Source organism: Microcystis aeruginosa FD4 (genome assembly GCF_009792235.1).
GTDB lineage: Bacteria > Cyanobacteriota > Cyanobacteriia > Cyanobacteriales > Microcystaceae > Microcystis > Microcystis viridis.
In genome coordinates this window covers 846,319-869,581 of record NZ_CP046973.1, presented here as the reverse complement: position 1 = coordinate 869,581, position 23,263 = coordinate 846,319, and the positions used below count along the sequence as shown (strand labels likewise).

Annotated in this window: 21 protein-coding genes and 1 pseudogene; 12 read left to right on the top strand and 10 right to left on the bottom strand. The window is 43.3% G+C overall.

Annotated elements, in window-relative coordinates:
• Positions 1-86 precede the first annotated feature (86 nt).
• A complete protein-coding gene (locus GQR42_RS04505; protein WP_158199066.1) occupies positions 87-587 on the bottom strand; it encodes a pentapeptide repeat-containing protein in 501 nt (166 codons plus the stop codon).
• A gap of 2 nt (positions 588-589) precedes the next feature.
• A complete protein-coding gene (locus tag GQR42_RS04500) occupies positions 590-1,978 on the bottom strand; it encodes an LCP family protein (protein WP_158199065.1) in 1,389 nt (462 codons plus the stop codon).
• A 629-nt stretch (positions 1,979-2,607) separates the two neighbouring features.
• Between GQR42_RS04500 and GQR42_RS04495 the strand changes: the two genes are divergently transcribed.
• The 3 genes from GQR42_RS04495 (at position 2,608) to GQR42_RS04485 (ending at position 6,670) form a co-directional block, all read left to right on the top strand.
• A complete protein-coding gene (locus GQR42_RS04495) occupies positions 2,608-3,285 on the top strand; it encodes a C40 family peptidase (protein WP_158199064.1) in 678 nt (225 codons plus the stop codon).
• Complete coding sequence (locus tag GQR42_RS04490) at positions 3,255-3,500, top strand: hypothetical protein (RefSeq protein WP_158199063.1); 246 nt, start codon at positions 3,255-3,257, stop codon at positions 3,498-3,500. The genes GQR42_RS04495 and GQR42_RS04490 overlap by 31 nt, the downstream gene beginning before the upstream one ends.
• A gap of 65 nt (positions 3,501-3,565) precedes the next feature.
• Positions 3,566-6,670 (top strand): efflux RND transporter permease subunit, encoded by a 3,105-nt coding sequence (locus GQR42_RS04485; protein WP_158199062.1) that lies wholly within the window; start codon positions 3,566-3,568, stop codon positions 6,668-6,670.
• Here the strand turns inward: GQR42_RS04485 and GQR42_RS04480 are convergent.
• The 4 genes from GQR42_RS04480 to GQR42_RS04465 form a co-directional block, all read right to left on the bottom strand.
• Positions 6,653-6,811: a hypothetical protein gene (locus GQR42_RS04480; RefSeq protein ID WP_158199061.1), complete on the bottom strand. Its 159-nt coding sequence runs from the start codon at positions 6,809-6,811 to the stop codon at positions 6,653-6,655. The two genes, GQR42_RS04485 and GQR42_RS04480, sit on opposite strands and share 18 nt — an antisense overlap.
• A gap of 537 nt (positions 6,812-7,348) precedes the next feature.
• A complete protein-coding gene (locus GQR42_RS04475; protein WP_158199060.1) occupies positions 7,349-9,718 on the bottom strand; it encodes an endonuclease MutS2 in 2,370 nt (789 codons plus the stop codon).
• Positions 9,719-9,999: 281 nt separating this feature from the next.
• Entirely contained in the window at positions 10,000-10,401 is a 402-nt protein-coding gene (gene psb27, locus GQR42_RS04470) for a photosystem II protein Psb27 (RefSeq protein WP_002732185.1), read from the bottom strand.
• 361 nt (positions 10,402-10,762) lie between these two features.
• Positions 10,763-12,127 carry a sensor histidine kinase gene (locus GQR42_RS04465; RefSeq protein ID WP_158199059.1) on the bottom strand — a complete coding sequence of 455 codons (1,365 nt, stop codon included), beginning with the start codon at positions 12,125-12,127 and terminating at the stop codon, positions 10,763-10,765.
• Positions 12,128-12,172: 45 nt separating this feature from the next.
• Between GQR42_RS04465 and GQR42_RS04460 the strand changes: the two are divergent.
• From GQR42_RS04460 to GQR42_RS28315, 5 genes and pseudogenes are all read left to right on the top strand, one after another.
• Positions 12,173-12,866: pseudogene (locus GQR42_RS04460) on the top strand (response regulator transcription factor).
• Between the two features lie 170 nt (positions 12,867-13,036).
• Positions 13,037-13,339, top strand: a complete 303-nt coding sequence (locus GQR42_RS04455) for a hypothetical protein (protein ID WP_158199058.1) — start codon at positions 13,037-13,039, stop codon at positions 13,337-13,339.
• Positions 13,340-13,783: 444 nt separating this feature from the next.
• Entirely contained in the window at positions 13,784-14,140 is a 357-nt protein-coding gene (locus tag GQR42_RS04450; RefSeq protein WP_158199057.1) for a hypothetical protein, read from the top strand.
• A gap of 182 nt (positions 14,141-14,322) precedes the next feature.
• The gene (locus GQR42_RS04445) at positions 14,323-15,267 is read left to right on the top strand and encodes a pentapeptide repeat-containing protein (protein ID WP_158199056.1); all 945 of its coding nucleotides are present in this window, start codon (positions 14,323-14,325) and stop codon (positions 15,265-15,267) included.
• Positions 15,268-15,296: 29 nt separating this feature from the next.
• Positions 15,297-16,013, top strand: coding sequence for a hypothetical protein (locus tag GQR42_RS28315; RefSeq protein WP_233271265.1), 717 nt, complete (start codon positions 15,297-15,299; stop codon positions 16,011-16,013).
• Between the two features lie 5 nt (positions 16,014-16,018).
• On the opposite strand, the gene GQR42_RS04430 is transcribed toward GQR42_RS28315, so the two are convergent.
• On the bottom strand, positions 16,019-16,441 hold the full coding sequence (locus tag GQR42_RS04430) for a L,D-transpeptidase (RefSeq protein ID WP_233271264.1): 423 nt from the start codon (positions 16,439-16,441) through the stop codon (positions 16,019-16,021).
• Between the two features lie 162 nt (positions 16,442-16,603).
• Positions 16,604-16,804 carry an ATP-binding protein gene (locus GQR42_RS04425; protein WP_158199054.1) on the bottom strand — a complete coding sequence of 67 codons (201 nt, stop codon included), beginning with the start codon at positions 16,802-16,804 and terminating at the stop codon, positions 16,604-16,606.
• 21 nt (positions 16,805-16,825) lie between these two features.
• Here GQR42_RS04425 and GQR42_RS04420 point away from each other — a divergent pair, with 21 nt between their 5' ends.
• A complete protein-coding gene (locus GQR42_RS04420) occupies positions 16,826-17,389 on the top strand; it encodes a Uma2 family endonuclease (protein WP_158199053.1) in 564 nt (187 codons plus the stop codon).
• A gap of 674 nt (positions 17,390-18,063) precedes the next feature.
• On the opposite strand, the gene GQR42_RS04415 is transcribed toward GQR42_RS04420, so the two are convergent.
• Positions 18,064-18,723 carry an SDR family oxidoreductase gene (locus GQR42_RS04415; protein ID WP_158199052.1) on the bottom strand — a complete coding sequence of 220 codons (660 nt, stop codon included), beginning with the start codon at positions 18,721-18,723 and terminating at the stop codon, positions 18,064-18,066.
• A 104-nt stretch (positions 18,724-18,827) separates the two neighbouring features.
• On the opposite strand from GQR42_RS04415, the gene GQR42_RS04410 reads away from it, so the two are divergent.
• The 3 genes from GQR42_RS04410 to GQR42_RS04400 all read left to right on the top strand — a co-directional run bounded on the left by GQR42_RS04410 (position 18,828) and on the right by GQR42_RS04400 (position 22,600).
• The gene (locus GQR42_RS04410) at positions 18,828-19,553 is read left to right on the top strand and encodes a DUF1997 domain-containing protein (protein WP_158202380.1); all 726 of its coding nucleotides are present in this window, start codon (positions 18,828-18,830) and stop codon (positions 19,551-19,553) included.
• 151 nt (positions 19,554-19,704) lie between these two features.
• Positions 19,705-21,498 (top strand): translational GTPase TypA, encoded by a 1,794-nt coding sequence (typA, locus tag GQR42_RS04405; RefSeq protein ID WP_158199051.1) that lies wholly within the window; start codon positions 19,705-19,707, stop codon positions 21,496-21,498.
• 130 nt (positions 21,499-21,628) lie between these two features.
• The gene (locus tag GQR42_RS04400) at positions 21,629-22,600 is read left to right on the top strand and encodes a ribose-phosphate pyrophosphokinase (protein ID WP_199273329.1); all 972 of its coding nucleotides are present in this window, start codon (positions 21,629-21,631) and stop codon (positions 22,598-22,600) included.
• 59 nt (positions 22,601-22,659) lie between these two features.
• Here the strand turns inward: GQR42_RS04400 and lepB are convergent, their stop codons facing one another.
• A complete protein-coding gene (lepB, locus tag GQR42_RS04395; RefSeq protein WP_158199049.1) occupies positions 22,660-23,256 on the bottom strand; it encodes a signal peptidase I in 597 nt (198 codons plus the stop codon).
• Positions 23,257-23,263 lie beyond the last annotated feature (7 nt).

The following is a 23,263-nucleotide window of genomic DNA, read 5'->3' as shown; positions in this document are numbered from 1 at the left end:
CTACATCTCTGCTGTCTCGATCGAGATAGCAGCGCCATAGGAGGTCAGCTATTTTTGTGCCGTCAGCTAGAATCTGCCCGGAATTGCTAATTACAGCCTAAACTATCCCTTGTGGCCACTCCCGTGACTGGATTAATGCCATCGGCCCTTTTACACATTAACTTGACCTGATAGTTATCAATTATCGCGTTAGTGAAATCGGCCCCAGTAATAATTGTGTCATAAAAACGGCTGCGAGTAGCGATCGCATCGGTAAAAATAGTATTAGTTAAATCGGCAAAATCGAGGGTAACTCTATCTACCAAAGAGGCGGTTAAATCGGCCCCTTTTAAGTTAGCTTTTAAGAGGACAGCCTCGGTGAGAATGCTATAGGATAAATCGGCCCCTTCTAGGTTAACTCCCCGCATTGCGGCAGCTGCGAAAACCCCTCCGCGCAAATCCTGATGGGAAAAATCCCGATCTTGCAGCTGGGCAAAACTATAGTTAATCGTTTTATCTTGGGCCAAGGCCACCGGACGGGCCGCGAAAAGTAGCCAAAGAATCGCCAGCAAAATAATTAAAACCAGACTGAAAAAATTTTTCAACATTGTTACTGTTGAGCGTCGAGAAACTGGGCCACATCATCACCCACCCGAATAGTTAGGTCTGAGTCTAAAGCACCAGTGGAGGATGATTCTACTTTACCGATTCCCAATTGATTTTTCAAGAGGTTAGCGGACTGAATATCACCTTTTTGGGCAATAATTGCCGTGGTTTCTAGCTTTTGGGAGGAGTCATCGCTAATATAAACATTTGTATAGCCCCGTTTGGCCAGATAATTACGAGTACGACGGGCTAAACCTTTGGTATGGGTGGCATTTTGAATGGCAATCCGCAGACTATAAACGGAGGTTTCTCCCCCCGTGTAGTTATCGGTAAAATTATTAGCCACAATGGTTCTAATTTCGCGACGGTTCAAAACCCAATAACTGCGACCATCGTATTCCTCGAGGTTATTAAACCGGCCGGGGAGTAGGATCATTCTCAAGTCATCCTGTTTAATTTCCCGGCCAAAATTAGCGATAGCCAGCATTTCCTCGACGGTTAAATTCGTATCGATATATTGTTGTAAAACCTGTACTGCTTTCGGGAGACTGGGGAGAATTGTCGGACTAAAAATCTTTTGTTGTAGTGCTTTTAATAAAATTTGTTGTCTTTGTACGCGACCGATATCGCCGTATTGCTGGTTACGAAAACGGGCAAACTGTTCTGCTTGGTCGCCGTTGAGATTTTGCCAACCCTCTTGTAAATCAATTTCTAATTTTTGGGTGACATCTTTATGATACATTCGTTCGGGTACATAAACCTCTACACCCCCGACTAAATCGACTAATTCCTTAAAGGCATCGGTAGTCACCCGCACATAGCGATCAACGGTGACACCCCCTAAAGTATTATTGACCACTTCTGCCGCTAGAGTTGGTCCGCCGTGAACATTGGCATCGTTGATTTTAGTGAAACCGTGGCCGGGGATTCTGACGCGGCTATCGCGAGGGATAGACAACATTCTCACGGTTTTATCGCTGGGATCGAAGCGCACTAGGAGCATGGTATCGCTGCGACCTTTAAATACATCGTCGCCGTTTTTGGCATCTAAAACTCGATCGATGCCCATAACTAAAATATTAACAGGACGAGAAAGCTGCTGGTTAATTAAGCTATTCCAAGCTTGAGCCTCAAGGATGTCTGTTTGGGTGGGAAAAGATGTTTTTTGGAAGATGGCCCCAATTGGTGCGGGTAAGGGACTAATCAAAGCGACGGCAGCCCCAACAGTGGCGGAAACTAGGGCGGTAAAACTGAGGGTTATTCCCCAAAATAAGCCCTTTTGCAGGGGAGATGCTTTTTTTAAACCGGACATGACCGAACTGACCACCGTGACGGTATTTTCTGAGTTTTGGCTGTATTCCTGCTTTTCAAACCGCCCCGAAACATTGGCCATGGACTAACCTCAACATCTGATTAAAAGCTTACTTTAGGATGTGACTGCTGATCCATAGAATCTATCTCTAGCGCAAAAGTTCCAGATATTGGTCACTCCCCTCTCGCCGGCTATTGTAACATATTGTTAAGGAACTGGCTATAATAGACCTCTTGTAAAAACCCAAAATTGTTGTTAGGGTTAGGAGTCAGTAGTCAGAAGAATTAAAGATGAATAATAAGCCATTAAATAGTCTATTTCCAGATTTTATGCCATTTAATCCTTATTTTTGCGGTTTTTGAAGCCTGAAAAGTTAATTATGCAAGAGGTTTAATAATTTTTCAGGGATTCGGTTCGGTTATAGATTAAGCTGCCCGCACATTTAAATTGGTTGTTGAGATAAGGCAAGAGGTAACAGGCAAGAGTTAACAGCAAAGGGATTGGGGGAGATTGAGTTAATCTAAGGATAGGCGGTTAAAATGCGTCTTAGATTATCTTTGTGGCCAAGAATTAAGAGAGGTGGAAACTTGAAGATGACAGAACTAAGGTTATTCTCCTTATTTATTTTCTGATTCAATCCTCGATTTTATACCTTAGCTTTTGGCTAGTAATGCAGTTTTTTCTGTCAATATACTTCTGATCTATTTTTTATGAAAATCATCTCTCTTACCCCATCATTCACCCAGGAATATCTCTGTATAAGAGACTTAAATCTCTACAATTCTCCCAGTTGTCAAGAGTTAGCGACCCAAGCACAACAGGGAAGACAATTAATATTTATTTCCCTAGAAATTACCGAAAAAGGACTACAAATTCAGCTAAGGGAAGATAATTATTTAGCTTGGTTATCTCTAGAAGATTTAGATGCAATTGCGGCAGCCGCCACAGCTTATCAAAAAATTCCTCTAACTCGTTCAGAAATAGAAAAACATATTCCTGAGATTATCACTTTTACTCAGGAAGCAATGAACCGTACCAATCATTATCTCTGGGGGGGAACCCTTGCACCTAATTACGATTGTTCAGGATTAATCCAGGCTGCTTTTGCCACTTTTGGCATTTGGTTGCCGAGGGATTCCTATCAACAAGAAGCTTTTTGTCAAAAAATAAACCGAGAGGAATTACTACTGGGAGATTTAATTTTCTTTGGTGATAAAAGAGTTAATCATGTGGCTTTATATCTAGGGAATAATCAATATATCCACAGTTCAGGAAAAGAAACAGGTAATAATGGTATCGCTATAAATCTGCTCACCGATGATAGGGATAGCGTCAGTCGTCATTATTATCAAAAATTATGGAGTTTCGGTCGAGTTATGCACAATTAATCAGTTATCAGTTATCAGTGAGCAGTTATCAGGGAAATGGGGAAATGGGGAAATGGGGAAATGGGGAAATGGGGAAATGGGGAAATGGGGAAATGGGGAAATGGGGAAATGGGGAAATGGGGAAATTTCAACTAAAACCCCAAAACCCTAAAACCCTAAAACCCCAAAACCCCAAAACCCCAAAACCCCAAAACCCCAAAACCCCAAAACCCTAAAACCCTAAAACCCCAAAACCCCAAAACCCTAACCCCTAACTTCTCACTCTCCCCCATAGATAATCATGTCAGAAAAAATCTCCCTAAGCGGTCTGTCAATTCGTCGTCACATAGGAGTATTGATGTTAACTATAGCAGTTATCATCATCGGTCTTTTTTTTCTAAATCGGTTACAAGTAGATTTGCTTCCTTCTATCACTTATCCCCGCATTAGTTTAAGAATGAATGTCCCGGGAGTTTCCCCGGAAGTTATTCTCGAAGAAGTAACTAAACCCCTAGAAGAAGGAATGAGTGCCACCGAGGGAGTAGTGCAAGTTTATTCAGAAACTCGCGAGGGAAGGATGCGAGTAGATTTATTTTTTCAACCGGGGGGAGATTTAAATGTTGCTTTAAATGAAGCTACCGAAAGTTTTAATCGTGTCCGACAAAATTTACCCGATATTATTGAGGAACCGCGCTTAAACAAATTTGAACCCTCTCGTTTACCCGTCTATGAATTCGCTCTCGTTTCTGATACCCTACCCCTAAAAGATTTAAGATTATTTGCTGATGAAGAATTAGGGAGAGAATTAGGATTTGTGGAAGGAGTGGCAGTGGTGGACGTGATTGGGGGAGTTAGAGAAGAAATTCAAGTTAATATTGACCTGCAGCGATTACAATCTTTAGGAGTGGGATTAAATCAGGTTTTAGACACCCTAAAAAGACGTAATCAGGACATCTCTGGGGGCCGACTAGAGGGAGAAACCGGGGAACCTTTAACCCGCACGGTGGGGAAATTTAACAACGTAGCGGATATCCAAGATTTAGCACTGACCGATAGTAATAATCCCGAAGAAAAAATCTATCTGCGGGATGTGGCCAGAGTTATCGATGGGACAGAAGAACAAAGAATTTTTGTCACCCTAAATGGAAAAAATGCCGTGCGGGTTAGCGTCCAAAAACAACCGAATGCGAACACGATTGCTGTGGTAGAAGGGGTCAAAAAACGCATTGCCGAATTAAAAAAATCCGGGTTAATCACTGGGGGAATACAAGTCGTCACCACTACCGATGAGTCTGTATTTATCCAAAACGCGGTTAATAACGTGGTTTCGTCGGGACTAGCGGGGACAATTCTAGCAGGATTGACTGTATTCGTCTTTCTCGGTTCCCTACGACAGACTTTTATCATTACCCTAGCGATTCCTCTTTCTACCCTCGTCGCAATCATCTGTATGAAGTTATTCGGGTTATCGATAAATGTGTTTAGTTTGGGAGGATTGGCCCTAGGGGTGGGTATCGTGGTGGATAATTCCATTGTCATGCTGGAAAATATTGCCCTCAAAGTTAATCAAAACCAAAATAAGCAAGATTTTTTAGAAATTGCTCGTAATAGCAGCCAAGAGGTAGAATCTGCTTTATTGGCCTCCACTGCGACTAATCTCGTCTCTATACTGCCATTTTTATTACTGGGTGGTTTTATTTCCCTGCTGTTTAACGAGATTATCCTCACTATCAGTTTTGCTGTGGCTGCTTCTCTCCTCTCTGCGTTAACCGTTGTTCCCATGTTAGCCAGTCGTTTGTTAAATATGCAGGTTTCTAGTGGTATTCAGCGATTTTGGCTCTTAAAAGTCTTTAGTCAACGTCTAGAAGGTTTAACTATTCTCTACGGTCGTTGTTTAGCTAAAATCATCCGCTACAGAATACCTGTTATCCTGCTGGCCTTTTTAATTTTAGGGGGAAGTAGTTTCTATCTCTGGCAATATATCCCCCAGGAAGTCTTTAGTCGTATTCAAACCGGACAGGTGAACCTTTTTGCTCAATTTCCCCCCGGTACCAATTTAAATGCTAACCGTCAGGTGATGGGGGAAGTAGAAAAGATTTTATTATCACAACCAGAGACTAAGTACATTTTTACTACCAGTGGCGGTTCTCTTTTTGGCACAACTACCAATGAAAATATTTTGCGTGCTTCTAGTACGATTAATCTCAAACAAGGCACTAATACAGAAGCATATATCGAACGCATGAGCAAAGCACTAGAGCAATTAAACCTCGTTAACGTGCGTTTGCGTCTCACCCCCGGTCAAGTGCGCGGTATTATTCTTAATAACTCTCCCTCCGTCGGTGCTGACGTGGATGTGATGTTACAGGGACTCGATGGGAAAACTCTAGAGCAAGCTGGTGAAGAAGTCCTCAGTATTCTCGATGAAAAAGTCCCTAGTGCGCGTTTTCGTCCCGATGCTGACCCCAGACAACCAGAAATTCAGATTAAACCCGATTGGACCCGCTTAAATAGTTTGGGATTGAGTACCCGGTCAGTGGGACAAACGGTAAGGACTGCTATTCAAGGATCAATCCCCACCCAACTGCAACGGGGAGATAGATTAATCGATATCCGGGTGCAATTGGACCCCAACTCGCGGCAAAAAATTAGTGACATCTCACAAATACCTATTTTTGTCAATAGGCAAGAAGACTTAAAATTAGCAGATATCGCCAGGATTGAAGGGGGAAAAACCCCAGCAGTCATCCAGAGAATTAATCAGCGTCAAGTTTTTATTATTATCGGCAGTTTAGTCGAGGGGGCGAAATTAAGTGACGCACTCGCGGGGGTACAATCGGTTTTAAATTCCACTCCCTTACCCGATGGTATCAGCATTTTACCCAGTGCTGCCGCCACGTCTAACCGAGAAATTCAGGGTTCTTTGGGTTTATTAGCGGGTTTATCGGTATTTTTAGTCTTTGTGGTCATGGCCGTCCAGTATAACTCGCTCATAGACCCTTTGGTGATTATGTTAACCGTTCCTTTGGCCCTAGCGGGGGGAATTTTTGGACTATATTTGACCAAAACCCCGATTAATGCCATTGTCATCGTCGGGGTGGTTTTATTGGTGGGCATTGTGGTTAATAACGGGATTATTATGGTGGAATTAGCCAATCAATTGCGGCAAGAATTCGGTTTTACTCGACTACAAGCCATTTTAAAGGCTGCTCCCCAACGTTTACGACCGATTTTAATGACTACCGTGACCACGGTTTTAGGTTTATTTCCCCTCGCTTTAGGATTGGGAGAGGGGGGGGAATTCCTGCAACCTTTAGGAATTGTCGTTTTTTCAGGTTTGTCTTTAGCAACGCTGTTAACTCTGTTTATTATTCCCTGTTTTTACGTTTTATTCTCCAGAAAATAATCCCCCTGCACAGTAGGGTGTAGGGTGTGGGGAAGTGGGGAAGTGGGGAAGTAGGGAAGTAGGGAAGTAGGGAAGTAGGGAAGTAGGGAAGTAGGGAAGTGGGGGAATTTCAACTAAAACCCTAACACCCCAACACCCCAAAACCCTATCTCCCTATCTCCCGACTCCTGACTTCTGACTTCTAACCCAATGTTGGCTAAAGATAAGCAAAAATTATCTACTGACTCCAAAAACTTGAGAATATTTAAATTAACATTTCGCAATATTTATAAATTCTTAAGAATTAATTGAGAAAGATTTTTATTTAACGACGATGTTCCAATGGTTACAGCGATTTGATAGAATTTCATAATGGGTTATTTTGTGCTTTTTTTGGCAGCAACGGTTGAAACCCTTGCCACACCTAGAAGGTAATCCTAATTAAGACGGGTAAATTAGTCAATTTCACCCACAACGATGATCTTTTTTTTGTGTAGTTTTATTGCAAAAAAAAAGTTTTTTTGACAAAAAGCACAAAGTATGATATAGGAAGTGGGGAAGTGGGGAAGTGGGGAAGTGGGGAAGTGGGGGGATGGAAAGAATAAATAAAAATAATCTCCTGACGACCGACGACCGACTCCTGTCTCCTGAATACTGACTCCTGACTTCTAACCCGACAAAAAACCTATTCAGCAGACCCTAAGTTAAATAAGCGATAGTTACCCCCGAACCGCCCTCATTTTGGGGTGCTAATTGAAAGCGTTTTACTTGGGGATGACGGGATAAAAAATCGTGAACACCTTGACGCAATTTCCCCGTACCTTTACCGTGAATAATCCATAATATACCCGAGGGGGTAGCACGGACGATCGCTTGTTCGATCTCCGTTTCTGACTCTGCCACCCTTAAACCGCGAATATCGACGGTATTATTAGCAGTACGAATTAAAGGGGTCTCCTGGGGTTTTGTGGGAGTTTGTGGCACATTTTTGACAGGTTTTGGCGCAGTTTCCACTTTTTGACCATCCAAAGACTCAATCTGGTCTAAGGGTAGGGTCATCTTCATCATACCGAAACGCAGGGAAATCTCCTCTGATTCCGGTGAAATTGCTAAAACTTCGGCAGTTTGTCCCAAATTGGGCAAGCGTACCCTTTCCCCCACTTGCGGACGATAATTAACCTTAGTTTTTTCCGTTTTTGGTAATAGCCTTTCTGCGATCGCAGTTAATTCCTCGGTGGCTTTTTGGGCATCCTTACCAGTTTTTGTTCCTGATTGCAATCGGCGAATAACGTCATTAATCTCAGCTTTTGCTGATAATAAAGCCTTTTGTAGCTCCTGATCCTGATAACGCTTTAATTCTCGCTCTCTCTCCTGTAGAGAATTGGCCCGCGTGGAAACTTCTGTATAAAATTTCTCCGTTTGTTGGAGTAATTGACTAGCTTCTTGAGCTTTTAACTCCTGTTCCCGTCTTTGCGCTTCCAAACCAGCAATTACTTGATTTATATCCTCCGATAACCCCCCCAGATGATTTCTCGCTTCGGCCACAATTTCGGGACTTAATCCCAAACGCTGGGCAATAGTTAAAGCATTAGAACGCCCCGGAATGCCCCATAATAGTCGATAAGTGGGGGAAAGAGTGCGATCATCAAACTCTACCGAGGCATTTTCAAAGCGAGAATCTCGATACTTTAACGCTTTTAATTCCCCGTAGTGGGTGGTAGCCACCGTCAGTAAACTATGATCGGCAAGGTATTGTAAAATAGCGATCGCTAAAGGACTTCCCTCAGCCGGATCCGTACCTGCTCCCACCTCGTCGAGTAAAACCAAGGAACGATGATTTAAAGCCGCTAAAATACGAACAATCCGGCGAATGTGACCCGAAAAAGTCGATAAACTCTGTTGCAAAGACTGTTCATCCCCGATATCGGCTAAAACCTGATCGAACCAGGGTATCTCTACCGGTTCCCGCGCTGGAATAAACAAGCCCGCTTTCGCCATTAAAGCCGCTAATCCGAGAGTTTTTAAAGTAACGGTTTTTCCGCCGGTATTTGGTCCGGTGATGGCAACAACGCGAATTTCTGGGCTAATCTGCACATTTATTGGTACGACCTCCCCCCCCTGTTCGTGGTGTTTTTGCCACCAGAGCAAAGGATGACGCAAATTCCGCAAAGTAATCGTTTCTGGACTATCGATAAAGCGCGGGGGATTACCCTCTAACCATAAACTGTAACGGGCCCTAGCGGTGGCCAGATCGAGCCTAGTAGCGATCGCTAGTAAATATTCTAAGTCCTCAAAAGCTGCGGCGATCAGATTACTTAACTGCCGGAGGATTTTTTCTTCTTCGATTTGTTCCAGACGACGATATTGCCGCAGTTGATTGCCTTGGTCAACGATAGAGTGAGGTTCAATGTAAAAAGTCGCCCCTGTGCTGGAAGTATCGTGAATTATCCCCGGTATTTGCTCTTTTTGCGCTGCTTTTACGGGAATCACCCAGCGGTCGCTTCTTTGGGTAATCACCGCTTCTTGGATAGCACCGCCCTGTTTTTGCAGGATATCCTGTAATTTTCGGTAAATTCGCTCTCTAATCACCTTCATTTGTCCCCGAATTTCGCGTAATTGAGGACTAGCGCGATCGGATATCCGGCCATCTTCATCGATACAACGGTGTATTTCCTGTTCTATCTCTGGATAGGTGCGAATTTCGGCTACTAACTCTTTTAAAACTGGTATATCTTCCTGTTCGTCAATTAAACGCCGTAAACGTCGCACTCCCGCTAAAGTCGTGGCAATATTTAAAAGTTCCTGTCCCGATAATAAACCCCCCAGATGCGCCCTTTCTAGGGCATCGCCGATGTCGGTAATCCCATCAAAGGAAAGACGACTATCCAATTTTTGTTCTAAGCTATAAACTTCTTTGGTTTGGCAGAGTAGGTTTAAACTTTCCTCTTTGCTTTCTGGTAACGGCAATTGACGAATTGCGATCGCACCTAGTTTAGTCGCGGCAAAAGTAGCTAGGTGTTGACATAGCCGCGGCCATTCCAATAATTCTAGGGTTTCGTCTTGAATCAATTTTGTAGTTTTTTATAATACGCTTTGTATTTCTAGTCTAACCGGATTTGGTCTGATTAGGTCGAGTTCTACTGATAACTGATAACGGGTGCATCTCAATTTGGTCGAAATATCTAGATGATATTTGGGGCGCACGCGGTGCGCCCCTACCATTGGCCCGATGATATTGTTTATTGTAGGGGCGAATTGCATTCGCCCTCTTTGAATAACTTCTGCTGCTCACCAATAGGTGAGAGAAAGTCACAAACGTGAGATTCACCCCTGATAACTGATCACTGTATCTAAATTCCTTTCTGGAGAGAGAATTGCACCTGTTTAAATTCTTGTTTTAAACGTTGTTTGAGTTTGTCGGGGATGGGACGGGAACCGTAGGCGGTATAATAACCAGCTAGAGAGTTTAAGGCTGTTTGCATAGTAGTGAAAGAACGCAAACCCCCGGATTTTTTATCTCGTCGGTAGAGGGAGATGTAATCGTTGATTTGTTCCTTTGCTTGCGACTCAACTGCCGCTTTATTCGGGTCATCTTTGACTAAATCAAGGGCTGTGGTTAAAGTTTCAATCACCGTCAGGGTATCCTGTCCATAATTGCCCGTTAACCCCGAACTACCAGAACAACCCATCAATCCGATTACCAGGACGAGAACCAAAGCTAATAAGCGAGAAATGTAAGGTTTTAGAGACATATTTTCAACACCATAAGTTAATCCCAAGTCACCTTATCCTATCAGGAAACCGTGACCAGTTCCCCAGGGCAGTCAACTGACTGCAAAAATCAGGGGTCAACCGGGGGGTAAATAGCCAAAATGTAGGCTTTTTTGACGGTAAAAGCCCTATTTTTGCCTAAAATTTCGATGCCATCAACCCGAAGTGAGTTGATTTTGGACTAATTCCAGCCGCGATAAGGCACTGGTGGTGGTTTTAGGGTCGATCGAGATTGGACTTTGCGATCGATTTATCTAGAAGATAAAAATTCTCCGTTGCTTTCGTCCTGTTTCGGAAGAAAGAAAGTTACATTTTGTAATCTTTAGACCGCTCAAGCTGGAACTAGGGTGAAATGGGCAGTTTGACGGTAAAGCTTGTTCCCTCACCCACTTGGCTATCTAGGGCGATTTCGCCACCGTGGAGTTCGACGCATTTTTTAACCACTGCTAACCCCAATCCCGTACCGATAATATTTTCCACATTCTGACCCCGATAAAAGGGTTCATAGATCTTACCTCTATCTTCCTCGGCAATGCCGATCCCGTGATCCCGGACTTGAAAAACAATGCGATCGCTATCTTTCCCCAAAATCAAACTAATCCCTGCTCCTGTGGGGGAATATTTAATCGCATTTAAGAGTAAATTACTTAAAATCGAGTAGAGCAGTTTCTCATCTAGATAGGGACGAATCATCAATCCCTCGCTGACAAATTTAATCGGTGTATTATTTTTATTGATAAATTGAAAGTCCTCGACTAAATTTAAACAAAAAGCTTCAATATCGAGCGGCTCTAGTTGACAACTGAGATTCCCAGATTCTGCCCTAGTTAAAATCAAAATATCTGTTAAGAATTGATTCATTAGCTTGACAGAAGACTGGATTCTATATAGGTTTTTTCTGCTAGACTGATCGGCATCTTTTAAGCCATTTTCTAATAACTGCGAGGCAGAAAAAATCACGGTTAAAGGGGTTCTAAACTCATGAGATATCATGGAAAAAAGCTGAATTTTTAGATCGGAAAGTTCTTTTTCCTGTAGTAATAACTGGTGGATTTTCTCACTTTTTTGTCGCCGTTTCTCTTGCCAAAAAACTAAAAAATAAACTCCGCAAATAATTCCAAAGCTAGTAAAAGTTCCCAGTAAACCCAACAGAGAATTTTCGCGAATACTATCCCTAGAACTAGCGATGCTAATTCTTAAATTCCTTTTCTGACTAGCTTGTAAATAGGTAAGAAGATTTTGAAACTTATCCCGAAACTCGACACTTTTAACCGTGATTGCATCTTGGGAAATATCATCGGATTGATCGGATTTATAGGTGGCGATCGATTGATTAAATAGAACAATTCGCCGATACATTAAATCCCCGATCTGAGCCACCATTTCCCGCTCGAAATCCGTGCCGTTTTCTAATTGTTTGGCCAGGAGTTGCCAGTTAGATTGCATCAAAGCGATCGCTCGACGATGACGACCTAATTCACTGGGGCTGCCAGTTTTAATATAACCCCTTCTTCCCGATTCGGCCACGGCCATGTTAGCGTAAAGATTACTGAGATTATCGATGATCTCGTAGGTAACTTCCACCTCGGCAGCGCGCTGACGCAGGGCGAGGGTATTGCGATAGGAAACTAGGCTAATAGTTCCCATCAATAAGACAGTTAGCCCGAAACCTCCCGCGATCCATTTTCCTTGTTTGAGCCAATTCATCAGCAGCAAACCGACGCTATTTCCAGCTTACTCCATCTCTAGACCATGCGAATTTTAGTAGTAGAAGATGATATGCAACTAGCCGAGATTTTGCGAGAGGCATTGAGCGAGCGACAATACGTTGTCGATGTGGCTAGAGACGGAGAAGAAGGCTGGAATTGGCTAGAATTAGGCAAATATGATCTTTTAGTTCTCGATGTCACCCTGCCAAAATTAAGCGGAACTTTACTCTGTCAACGTCTGCGACGAGCGGAATCCCATCATCCCGTCTCTGCTAATGCCACCGTTCCCGTCCTATTATTAACCGCAAGGGATACGGTAATCGATAAAATCGACGGATTAGACGCAGGGGCCGATGATTATGTCACTAAACCCTTCGATTTGGGGGAATTAATGGCGCGGATTCGGGCCTTGATCCGACGTGGTAGCAGCACCAGCAGTGTTTTATTATCTTGGGGGGGGGTTGCAGTTAAATCCCAGTACCCACGAGGCCAGTTATAACGGTCAACTTCTTTCCCTCACCCCCAAGGAATTCGCTCTCTTAGAATTACTTGTTACCCATGGGCGCCGGGTCTTAAGTCGATCGGGTATTATTGAGCGAGTTTGGTCTTTGGACGATTCTCCAGCCGAGGAAACCGTTACTTCCCATATTCGCGGTCTTCGTCACAAGCTAAAATCCCTTGGCGCGCCGGAAGACTTTATTGAAACCGTTCACGGTCTCGGTTATCGCTTAAAGTAATATCTGCCTTTAGACAGTGGACAAAATTATTTCTGCACGAAATCTGCACGAAGTTTGCAGGGGGTTTCCATAATCAGCCGTTAAATTAGAGAGTTAGACAGGTGCAGGGCTTCTAGACAATCAGAGCGGTCAAACCTGTGACTCTCCTCTTCTAAACGGGGCAGCTTGAGATGATTTACACGCGATTTGACTATCACGGTTGGCAGATTGAATTGAGCGCAGAAATGCAGGGTTATTCTTTTCAATGTTGGCGAGTGGATGGCAGGGAAGGAATTAGCAATCGCCTAGTTTATGCCACCTGCGAACAAGCTTTAGCGGCTGCCCGACACCGGGCGGATCTAGAGTCCGCTTGTCTTGCTCTACTGCGATTTCTCAATGATATCGGCGGCCGGAATTATTATCTCACCGGCGATGATCGCGATGCTCTCAGCCAGTCAATTTTAGAATATGCCCGTGTGGGTGGTGTTTCCTGATTTCTTCTTTGGAAGTTTTCCTCTCATTGAGAATGATTCTCGCTCCGATTTATTTAGGGTTGGCTGAATATCTGGACTTCCCCGTTGACAAAAGGCTATAATACCATTTTTCTAAAGTAATGGCAGAGATGGTTAATTACCCTCACAACCAACCCCTCTCCCAGAAAGGGAAAAGCGTGTAGGATGCCTGCCACAAATAAAGAAAAATGGGATGAGCAACTCACATAAAGTTCATTTTGTCAAGGATTGTTAAGAAGTGCTTACCCTGATTGACTTAGCTGTTCAAATAGTTTAGGATACAAAGATAAAGGCTGACCTAGCGATGTCTTTTAGTTGCGGAACTTAAGCATCTCATAAAGTTTTTCCTTCTGCCAACCCGCTATCTAATTCGGACTCCTTGTACAGCAAGTCTTTCATGGGTTTTCTGCACCACTGAGGATATTTATGACAGCTTCAGAAATCGCACGATTAATTATACGCATTGAAGAAACCGTTAATCCAGATAGTGAATATTACGGCAAGCTTGTCAAATGGTGGGAACAAGAGAAGGAACTTTGGCATTACGGAATCGGCTTATCAAATACACACTTCTTTAACATAGGAACGATAGAAGCTAAGGAACTGCAAATACTAAAACGACATGATATTATCGAACGTGATATTATCGAACATCGCAATCTTGATATCAGAGGAGTTCCTGGGATTTACTCGCTCTTTGAAAGCGATGAGATTATTGAACGACTAAAGTATTCCTTAAGATGGTTGAATGATTTGCCAGAAAATTCATCGAAAAAAAAATAAATGGCAAAGCTCTAGCTTTTCTGATATTCACTGATGACGAAGCTGGAACAGACAAAGATAGAGAACCAATTGATATAGATTTTGCCAGCTATCTGAAGCAGCAATCACCGCGACTTAAACATAATATAATTAGAGATTTCTTCGAGAAAGGAAAAATTTGGCTATATATATTATTTGGGTTTTTGATAGTCGCTGCCATTGCTTTGATGAGCGGTGAATTTGGAAGTGATCAACCCTGGATAAAATGGGTGCTTTCAGGGGCGTTTAGTATATTGCTTGTAATCATCATATCAAACTGGATATCAAATTTTAAATGGTCTGGCTTCCAGAAGAAAAGTTTCTGGGATTGGTTACAATTATTGATTGTCCCTTTGATGTTAGCTTTTGCTGCTTTCTATTTAAATTATGTTTCTGAAACTAGAGACAAGCAAATAGCTGAAGATCGAAAACAACAAGAACTTTTAAAAGATTATTTCTCCAAGATGCAAACTTTAATTCTCGCAGAAAAAACGTTGCCAAAATCTAATAATAAGCCAACCGGCTCTCCATCGCTGGATCAAGATAAATCTCTATTGTCACAAGCCTCTCAAGATATTGCCCGAGCTTTAACACTAGCTGTTTTAGATGAATTAGATGGCCCAAGAAAAGGGAAAGTTATCACTTATCTGGCTGAATCAAACTTGATAAACAAACCCAAGCCAGAAATTAAATTAGATCGCGCTAATTTACAAGATATAGTATTACAAGATGTCGATATGGGTGGAGTAAAAATTAACAAAGCCGATATGACAAGAGCTAATCTGACTGATGTAAGCTTAATAAATGCAGACTTGACATTATCCATTTTTAGTTCTGCTACTCTGCAAAAGGTAAATTTTTCAGGTGCTACTTTGGATAAGTCAAATTTCTACAATACTAAGCTTAAAAATATAACAATTAGTACATCATCAAAATTCCAGAATGTTTGTTACAGTGAGGGAACTAAATTTGAAAATACAGAAGATGATAAAAATCAAATCACTTGGTTGAAATTAACCGATTTTCAAAACCCTAACACTAATTCTAGGATCACCAAAACCGATAGATGGTGCAAACCAACTGAGCAAAATCTAGGCCAATCTAAATAAACATTTAAAACTTACAGCTAGAGATTTAGATGAAATATTACTACCGTTTAATCTCAACTATTTTAATGTTAAGTGTATGTCTTGCTCCCTTGGCATCTTCTCAAGATAAACCAGATCCAGCTTTTTCCTATGGAGTAGTTTATAGTTCAGAGCAGGACATTAAAAAAGCAAACAATGAAACAGACCAACTTCCTCAAATATTCCCACAATATCAAAAAGAAAATTATTTATTTAAGCGGAGAAACTGGTATGCAAGCGTTGTTTTATTTAAATCTAAAACTGATGCTGATGAAGCGAGAAATATAATTGATGGTGAATATTCCAGAGGCTCTTTTGTCGTTAATCTTCAAGAATGGTGTCGTCCCGACTGGAGGAAAAATACAGGAGTTAAACTAGGTGTAAGTTATTATGACTGTAAGAGAGGAGAAATAATGGATGGCAGCCCAGGAGCCATTATAATTGATGCTCAATTAGATAGCCCCCAAAAGGCTCAAGATAAGATAGAAATACTCAAAGATAAGTTTAAAAAATTACAGCACAACTTAGCAATTTTTAAGAAGGGAAAGTATTTCTATCCAGCCGTGATTAATTACAAGAATACGCAAGAGGCTAATCAGCAAATACCGCAAGTACCGCAAGAGATGAAGAATAAAGCTAAGGCAGTCAATATTAATCAGTGGTGTCCTCGTCGAGAGTTAAAACCAGTGGAAGACCCGAAAATTTACGATTACATAGAATGTAAGTGAGTGAATTACTGAATATTAACTTCGAGATATTGAGGTCGATAAGTACGAACGTAATTCAACACCTGGTCGAGATCCGCTCGGTTGGTCAGGGCGATACACCCTGATGTCCCGTCTTCGCCATTGGGTTTTTCAAAGGACGGATCGTAGTGAATGCCCAAAGCTGAACGACGAGTCCGAAACAAAGGCTGTATGGGGAGGAAACGATCTCCTGCTTCTGGAATTGTTCCCAGAACAGGCTCTCTGGCTACCCGATATTTCCCGTCCGGCAAGGGCGCTTCTGTCCCAGCTTGATGGCGATTATAATTTTGAGTATGCGCTCGTCCCGCGACGGTCATGTAAGCGGCGATTAACTGCCCGTTACCGTAAAGGCTGAGTTGGTAAAGTGGATTGCCTAGCTTATTGGTCAATGCTGTGGGGGTTAGTGTCATGTAATTGTCCGGCGTAGTTGAGGCCGTTTTAGGACTACAGACAACGAAAGCTAGACACAGGAGAAAAAGCAGCGCTAATTGCTTAAGCCGATTTGGGCCGCGACAACGCTTGAAAAATTCCGCCATATCCTTTAAAACTTTTAGCATATAATGATTTTATTTTCAGGTCACTTTCGGTAATAAAATCGTGACAGTGGTTCCATTACCTGGAATACTAGCAATTTCGATCGAGTCTCCGTGTAGTTCCACGCATTTTTGTACTACCACCAAACCCAACCCTGTCCCGGCGATATGACGGACATTTTTATATAACTGTTTTTGATCTTCTCTGCTTGGAGAAATTGCGATAAAATTAACGATCATAACGATCAACAAAAAAATTTTATGGTTGTAACTGTTAATAATTCCCTGACACTAAGGGAATTTCTGCAATTACCAGAAACTAAACCCTCCCAGGAATTTATTGATGGTCAAATTATTCCTAAACCGATGCCCCAAGGTAAACATAGCACTATTCAAGGTGATTTAGTTCCGGCTATTAACGCTAGTCTAAAACCCCAACAAATTGCCCGTGCCTATCCTGAATTGCGTTGTACTTTTGGCAGTCGTTCTCTAGTTCCTGATGTTTCAGTTTTTCTCTGGGAAAATATTCCCCGCGATGCACAGGGAAAAGTATTAAATACTTTTGCGATCGCTCCTGACTGGCTGATTGAAATTCTCTCTCCTGACCAAAATCAGACTAAAGTTGTTAAAAATATCCTTTATTGTCTAGATCACGGCACTCAAATGGGTTGGTTAATCGACCCTGAAGAAGAAATTATCTTTGTTTATTTTAGTGATCGAACTATCGCTATTTTTGAATCAGAAAATGCTCTTTTACCCGTCCCCGCTTTTGCGACGAATTTTCAAATCACCCTCGGTCAATTATTTGACTGGTTAAGAGGTTAACGGATTATCAGTTATCAGTTACCAGTTATCAGTTATCAGTTATCAGTTACCAGTTATCAGATGTAAGTTTTAAGTTAAAACTCTTCTAGAGTAGTTAGGGCTGGCTGAATAAATGTGAAATGTATGCAAAGTAAGGGTTTTGGGGCTTTACGAGCGAAACAGGTGCAAGATTTTGAGAGAATCGTGGTTCAAAACCTTGCATCTTCATCGGCCCGCGTCCTGTAGGGGCGAAGCATTCGGGCAATAACCTATCGGTGAAACCGTAGATTTTCTATCCGAATGCTTCGCCCGTACTTTTTCAGCAAATCCTAGTTATGATATATTAGCAGAAAATAACCGACACAAGCCTTGCCAAGTAAGGCTCACCAGAATTTAAAAAAGCAATTTTAATAAAAAAAGCTTTTTGCTTTGTTGGATTCCAGGCTATTTAAGGGTTTAGGCTCATTTAAACTACTAATTTGCTATAAGCTGTCTAGGAGAGCCTAAGTTAATTAATTAGGGAGGCACGATTATTTGTAGGATGGGTTAGCGCACTTCGTAACCCATGCGGGGGTTGGGTTTCATACTTCAACCCAACCTACGTTCATCTTATATTTAATCCTACTTACTGTTTACTGTTTACTGATTACTGTTTACTGTTTACTGTTTACTGATCACTGATTACTGATTACTGTTTAGCCGACACTTTGAAACAATTGTGTCCAATCGAGATTGGGAGCATCTGAGGGAGCAATAATTTCGAGAATTTTATTGTTAGCGGCGGGATAAAATAGGGATTCTACGCAAACGGAAGCCACTTTCGTGCGGGGAATATTGCCCTCAGAAAGGGTATCTGCGGATGACATTTTAATTGCATTAAGATTATCCTCATTTTTAAGGCCGCCGGGGCGCACAATCGTATAGGTTAAGCCACTATTGATTAAATAGGCTTCCGCTTGTTTTTTCCAGAATAAAATTAACCAAAATAGATTGAGGGGATGGAAAAAGTTCGATACACAGAGGGAAGTAACGAGAACAAAATGCTCGATTCCTTTCTTTTTGGCGGCATCGATGAGATTTTTAGTTCCCAAGTAATCTACTAACAAAGGTTCCGTGGGATTAAAACTCGGTCTGGCTCCCGTGGCGCATAGTAAAACGCTACAATCAGCGATTAGTGCCTCTAACTTATCGGCCTGTTGGACATCTCCGACGACGATTTCCACCCCTGCGGGCAAAATTTCTGCCGCTTTCTCTGGGTTTCTCACCAAAGCGCGTACGGGAATCTGACGTTCGACTAATTGGGCAACAATTCGCCGTCCCGTTTCCCCTGTGGCTCCTGCTACAAATGCTTTCATCGCTTTTTGACCAAATAGTTTTTAACAATACGTTACACTAATCTCAATTCTACAAATTTCCCCGATCCTTTGGCGGTTAATCCCCAAATTTTTCTAACACTATCATTTACCAGGTTTATAAGTCATGCAGTGTCCCCCCCATTAACTCCCTAGCTCGCGAATCTGTAGAAGTCAAAGAAGACAATCAATTTCTCGGTTTTCAAACCCATTTTGCCGGATCTATGGATATGTATAGCAATCAGGAGACGGTTGCCGATTATCTGGGCGCTCACGAAGGTTGGTTTTGTCGTTGTGCCGAACCGATGAAAACGCTGCCCTTCGGTGACAATGGTTATATTATCACCATCGGTAAATATGGTGCTTTTGGCTATGAACTGGAGCCGAAAATCGCTGTGGTTCTGGAGCTGCCCGTCAATGGAGTCTATCATACTCGTAGTGTTCCCATTCCCGATCAACCGTTTTTGGGCTATCTAGTGGATTATCAGGCAATTATGAAACTAGAGGAAATGCCGCTATCTTCTCCTAGTCAGGAAATTGAGGCAATTTTTCGGCAACAGGAGCGGGATATTCCGGCGGTTATCACCCAAGTCACCTGGGAACTGCATATGGATGTGATGGTTAAGTTCCCCAAATTTGTTTATAAGATTCCCCGTCCCATTCTCCAAAAAACCGGTGATAAACTGTTGACGCAAATTGTTCGTCAAGTTTCCCCCCGCTTAACCTACAAAGTTCAAGAGGATTTTCACTCTAGCTTTAATTTACCCCTACCCCCTGCCTCCAGTCGTCTTTTCTATCGTCTCGACTCCTGCGAGGGTGGGTTGCTTGCCTAGGGTTTGGGGAGTCTGTCAACAGTAAGTAGTAGAGCTTGCTGATGGGAAACCAAGGAAAAATAAAGATTTGCTAACGGTGCTGGTCAGTCTAAGCTAGAATGTTAAGAAATGTTTACTTGTAAAAATAAACCTAAGACTACTTCAATATTTTATGTCTCTGCCTATCCGTAACGTTGCTATCATTGCTCACGTTGACCACGGGAAAACCACCCTCGTCGATGCACTCCTCAAACAGTCGGGAATCTTTCGAGAAGGGGAAGATGTACCCACCTGCGTCATGGATTCCAATGACCTCGAAAGAGAACGCGGTATCACCATTCTGGCCAAAAACACCGCCGTTCGTTACCAAGACACCCTAATTAACATCGTCGATACTCCCGGTCACGCCGACTTTGGTGGCGAAGTGGAACGGGTTTTAGGTATGGTAGATGGTTGTATCCTGATTGTCGATGCTAACGAAGGGCCGATGCCCCAAACCCGTTTTGTGCTGAAAAAAGCCCTAGAAAAGGGATTAAGACCAATTGTCGTGGTTAATAAAATCGATCGCCCTAACGTGGATCCTAACCTAGCCGTGGACAAAGTTTTCGATCTGTTTGTGGAACTGGGGGCCGATGACGACCAATGTGATTTTACTACTCTGTTCGCTTCCGGGATGCAAGGATTCGCCAAAGAAAGCCTCGAAGACGAAGACAAAGATATGCAGCCCCTATTTGAGGCGATTTTACACCACGTTCCACCACCGGCCGGGGACGTTAACAAACCCCTACAGTTGCAAGTAACCACCCTCGATTACTCGGAATACTTAGGACGCATCGTTATCGGCCGCATCCATAACGGCGTAATTAAAGCCGGTCAACAGGCCGCTTTAGTAAAGGATACGGGCGCGATTGTCAAGGGGAAAATAACAAAACTTCTTGGTTTTGAAGGCCTCAAACGGGTGGAACTAAACGAAGCCAGCGCCGGTAATATCGTTGCTGTGGCTGGTTTTGCCGACGCTAACATCGGGGAAACGGTAACTTTAGCCGATGACCCGCAAGCTTTACCCCTAATTAAAGTCGATGAACCGACCCTACAAATGACCTTCTCGGTGAACGATTCTCCCTTTGCCGGTCAGGAAGGCACTTTTGTCACCTCGCGGCAAATTCGCGATCGTCTCATGCGAGAATTAGAAACTAACGTCGCTCTGCGGGTGGAAGAAAGTGATTCTGCCGAGAAATTCCTGGTTTCGGGACGGGGAGAACTGCATTTAGGCATTCTCATCGAAACCATGCGTCGGGAAGGCTACGAATTCCAAGTATCGCAGCCGCAGGTTATCTATCGCGAAATAAACGGTCAACCCTGCGAACCCTACGAATACCTCGTTTTAGATGTACCCGAAGAAGCGGTGGGTTCGAGTATCGAACGTCTCGGCCAACGGAAAGGGGAAATGCAGGATATGCAGACGGGCAGCAATGGCCGTACTCAATTGGAATTCGTGATTCCGGCCCGGGGTTTAATCGGTTTCCGGGGCGAATTTATCCGTCTGAGTCGCGGTGAGGGGATTATGAACCATAGTTTTCTGGAATATCGTCCTTTCTCCGGGGAATTAGCCACCCGTTACAATGGCGTGATTACTGCCTTTGAGGAGGGAGTCGCCACTTTCTACGCGCTCAAAAACGCCGAGGACCGGGGGGTATTCTTTATTACTCCGGGGACAAAAGTGTATAAAAACATGATTATCGGCGAAAGTAACCGGCCCCAAGACGTGGAGATCAATATCTGTAAAACTAAACAGTTAACTAACCATCGTTCTGCCACCGGGGATGAATTGGTTCAGTTACAGTCCCCCGTGGATATGAGTCTCGAACGCGCCCTCGAATACATCGGACCAGATGAGTTGGTAGAAATTACCCCGAAATCGATCCGTCTGCGTAAATTACCGGTGAAAAAGTTAGCCAAACGTTGATGATCTGAATTGGTTATGACCGAGATCTAACAAAGAAATCCACTCAGATTTTCAACAAAACTGAGATGATAGAAAAAAGTGCCTTGAGTTTGAGGGTAAAGAATCTGCTGTGAGCTATTCTGCTACTTTGATGCGACATCCGATGTTTCCCGCCGCGTCGGACAGCAATCGTCTCCGTCTCTTTTCGGGATCCGCTAATGTATCTCTTGCCCAAGAGGTGGCCCGTTATCTGGGCATGGATGTGGGCCCGATGATTCGTAAACGTTTCGCCGATGGTGAATTGTACATCCAGATTCAGGAATCGATCCGCGGCTGTGATGTCTATTTAATTCAACCCTGTTGCAATCCCGTCAACGATCATTTGATGGAATTGTTGATCATGATTGATGCCTGTCGTCGTGCTTCTGCCCGACAAATTACCGCCGTAATTCCCTATTATGGTTATGCTCGCGCCGATCGCAAAACCGCCGGCCGGGAATCGATCGCCGCTAAACTGGTGGCTAATCTGATCACGGAAGCGGGGGCAAGTCGCGTGTTGGCCATGGATTTGCATTCAGCCCAAATTCAAGGTTATTTCGATATTCCCTGCGATCACGTCTATGGTTCCCCAGTGGTGGTGGACTATCTTCTCAGTAAAAAATTACCCGATATCGTCGTGGTTTCTCCCGATGTGGGTGGGGTGGCTAGGGCGCGGGCTTTTGCCAAAAAACTCAGTGATGCACCCCTAGCAATTATTGATAAACGCCGGCAAACCCATAATGTGGCGGAAGTGATGAACTTGATCGGCGATGTTAAGGATAAAACGGCGGTTTTAGTCGATGATATGATCGATACGGCCGGTACGATCGCTGAAGGGGCGCGGTTACTGAAAGCCAAGGGGGCGCGACAGGTTTATGCTTGTGCCACCCATCCAGTTTTTTCTGGTCCTGCGATCGAGCGTTTATCCAGTGGTATAGTCGAGGAGGTGATCGTTACTAACACGATTCCCGTCCCGCCAGAACATCTTTTCCCGCAACTGAAAGTCTTGCCGGTTGCCCCGATTCTGGGTGAGGCCATATGGCGCATCCATGAGGACAATTCCGTGAGTAATATGTTCAAATAGATGCTCGAATCCCCCTAAAACTAGGGGGAATTTTTATATTTATTTTCTTGACATTAATGCTATTTTGTGGCAGCGTCGGGGTTGTCAAGTCCTCCCAGACGATTGAAGGGCCAAAAACGCACCACGGCGCGACCGATTAAGTTTTCCCGGGGAACGAAGCCCCAAGCGTGGGAATCATAACTATTATTGCGATTATCGCCCAAAACCAGATATTGATCGGGGGGAACTGTCACCGGTCCGTAAGTATAATTAGGTTCTTCGGCAATATACTTTTCCGCTAAAGCTTTACCGTTGACGTAAACTAGACCGTCTTTGACTTGCACCTTATCCCCCGGCAGTCCAATCACCCGTTTAATAAAAGCATCCTGAAAATTTTGAGCTTTCAGAGCGGCTGTCGGACTAAAAACCACTATATCACCCCGTTCTGGCTTCTGAAAATGATAGCTAACTTTCTCGATAATTAGGCGATCGTTAATCTGGAGAGTGGGTTCCATGGAAGAAGAGGGAATATAACGGGCCTCGGCCACAAAAGTGCGGATGCCAAAAGCCAAAATTCCAGCCGTGACAATGGTTTTAACTGCTTCTAGCCAAGGATTTTCTTGGGGGACGGGAGGGGGAGAAGGTTTTTCGGATTTATGGTTCAAGCTTTCAGCCATAGAATTT

Excerpts from the sequence above, each read along its gene's own strand:
- GQR42_RS04505 (WP_158199066.1), bottom strand. The coding sequence starts at position 587 with ATGTTGAAAAATTTTTTCAGTCTGGTTTTAATTATTTTGCTGGCGATT.
- GQR42_RS04500 (WP_158199065.1), bottom strand. The coding sequence starts at position 1,978 with ATGGCCAATGTTTCGGGGCGGTTTGAAAAGCAGGAATACAGCCAAAAC.
- GQR42_RS04495 (WP_158199064.1), top strand. The coding sequence starts at position 2,608 with ATGAAAATCATCTCTCTTACCCCATCATTCACCCAGGAATATCTCTGT.
- GQR42_RS04490 (WP_158199063.1), top strand. The coding sequence starts at position 3,255 with ATGGAGTTTCGGTCGAGTTATGCACAATTAATCAGTTATCAGTTATCA.
- GQR42_RS04485 (WP_158199062.1), top strand. The coding sequence starts at position 3,566 with ATGTCAGAAAAAATCTCCCTAAGCGGTCTGTCAATTCGTCGTCACATA.
- psb27 (WP_002732185.1), bottom strand. The coding sequence starts at position 10,401 with ATGTCTCTAAAACCTTACATTTCTCGCTTATTAGCTTTGGTTCTCGTC.
- GQR42_RS04465 (WP_158199059.1), bottom strand. The coding sequence starts at position 12,127 with ATGAATTGGCTCAAACAAGGAAAATGGATCGCGGGAGGTTTCGGGCTA.
- GQR42_RS04455 (WP_158199058.1), top strand. The coding sequence starts at position 13,037 with ATGATTTACACGCGATTTGACTATCACGGTTGGCAGATTGAATTGAGC.
- GQR42_RS04450 (WP_158199057.1), top strand. The coding sequence starts at position 13,784 with ATGACAGCTTCAGAAATCGCACGATTAATTATACGCATTGAAGAAACC.
- GQR42_RS28315 (WP_233271265.1), top strand. The coding sequence starts at position 15,297 with ATGAAATATTACTACCGTTTAATCTCAACTATTTTAATGTTAAGTGTA.
- GQR42_RS04430 (WP_233271264.1), bottom strand. The coding sequence starts at position 16,441 with ATGACACTAACCCCCACAGCATTGACCAATAAGCTAGGCAATCCACTT.
- GQR42_RS04425 (WP_158199054.1), bottom strand. The coding sequence starts at position 16,804 with ATGATCGTTAATTTTATCGCAATTTCTCCAAGCAGAGAAGATCAAAAA.
- GQR42_RS04420 (WP_158199053.1), top strand. The coding sequence starts at position 16,826 with ATGGTTGTAACTGTTAATAATTCCCTGACACTAAGGGAATTTCTGCAA.
- GQR42_RS04415 (WP_158199052.1), bottom strand. The coding sequence starts at position 18,723 with ATGAAAGCATTTGTAGCAGGAGCCACAGGGGAAACGGGACGGCGAATT.
- typA (WP_158199051.1), top strand. The coding sequence starts at position 19,705 with ATGTCTCTGCCTATCCGTAACGTTGCTATCATTGCTCACGTTGACCAC.
- GQR42_RS04400 (WP_199273329.1), top strand. The coding sequence starts at position 21,629 with ATGCGACATCCGATGTTTCCCGCCGCGTCGGACAGCAATCGTCTCCGT.
- lepB (WP_158199049.1), bottom strand. The coding sequence starts at position 23,256 with ATGGCTGAAAGCTTGAACCATAAATCCGAAAAACCTTCTCCCCCTCCC.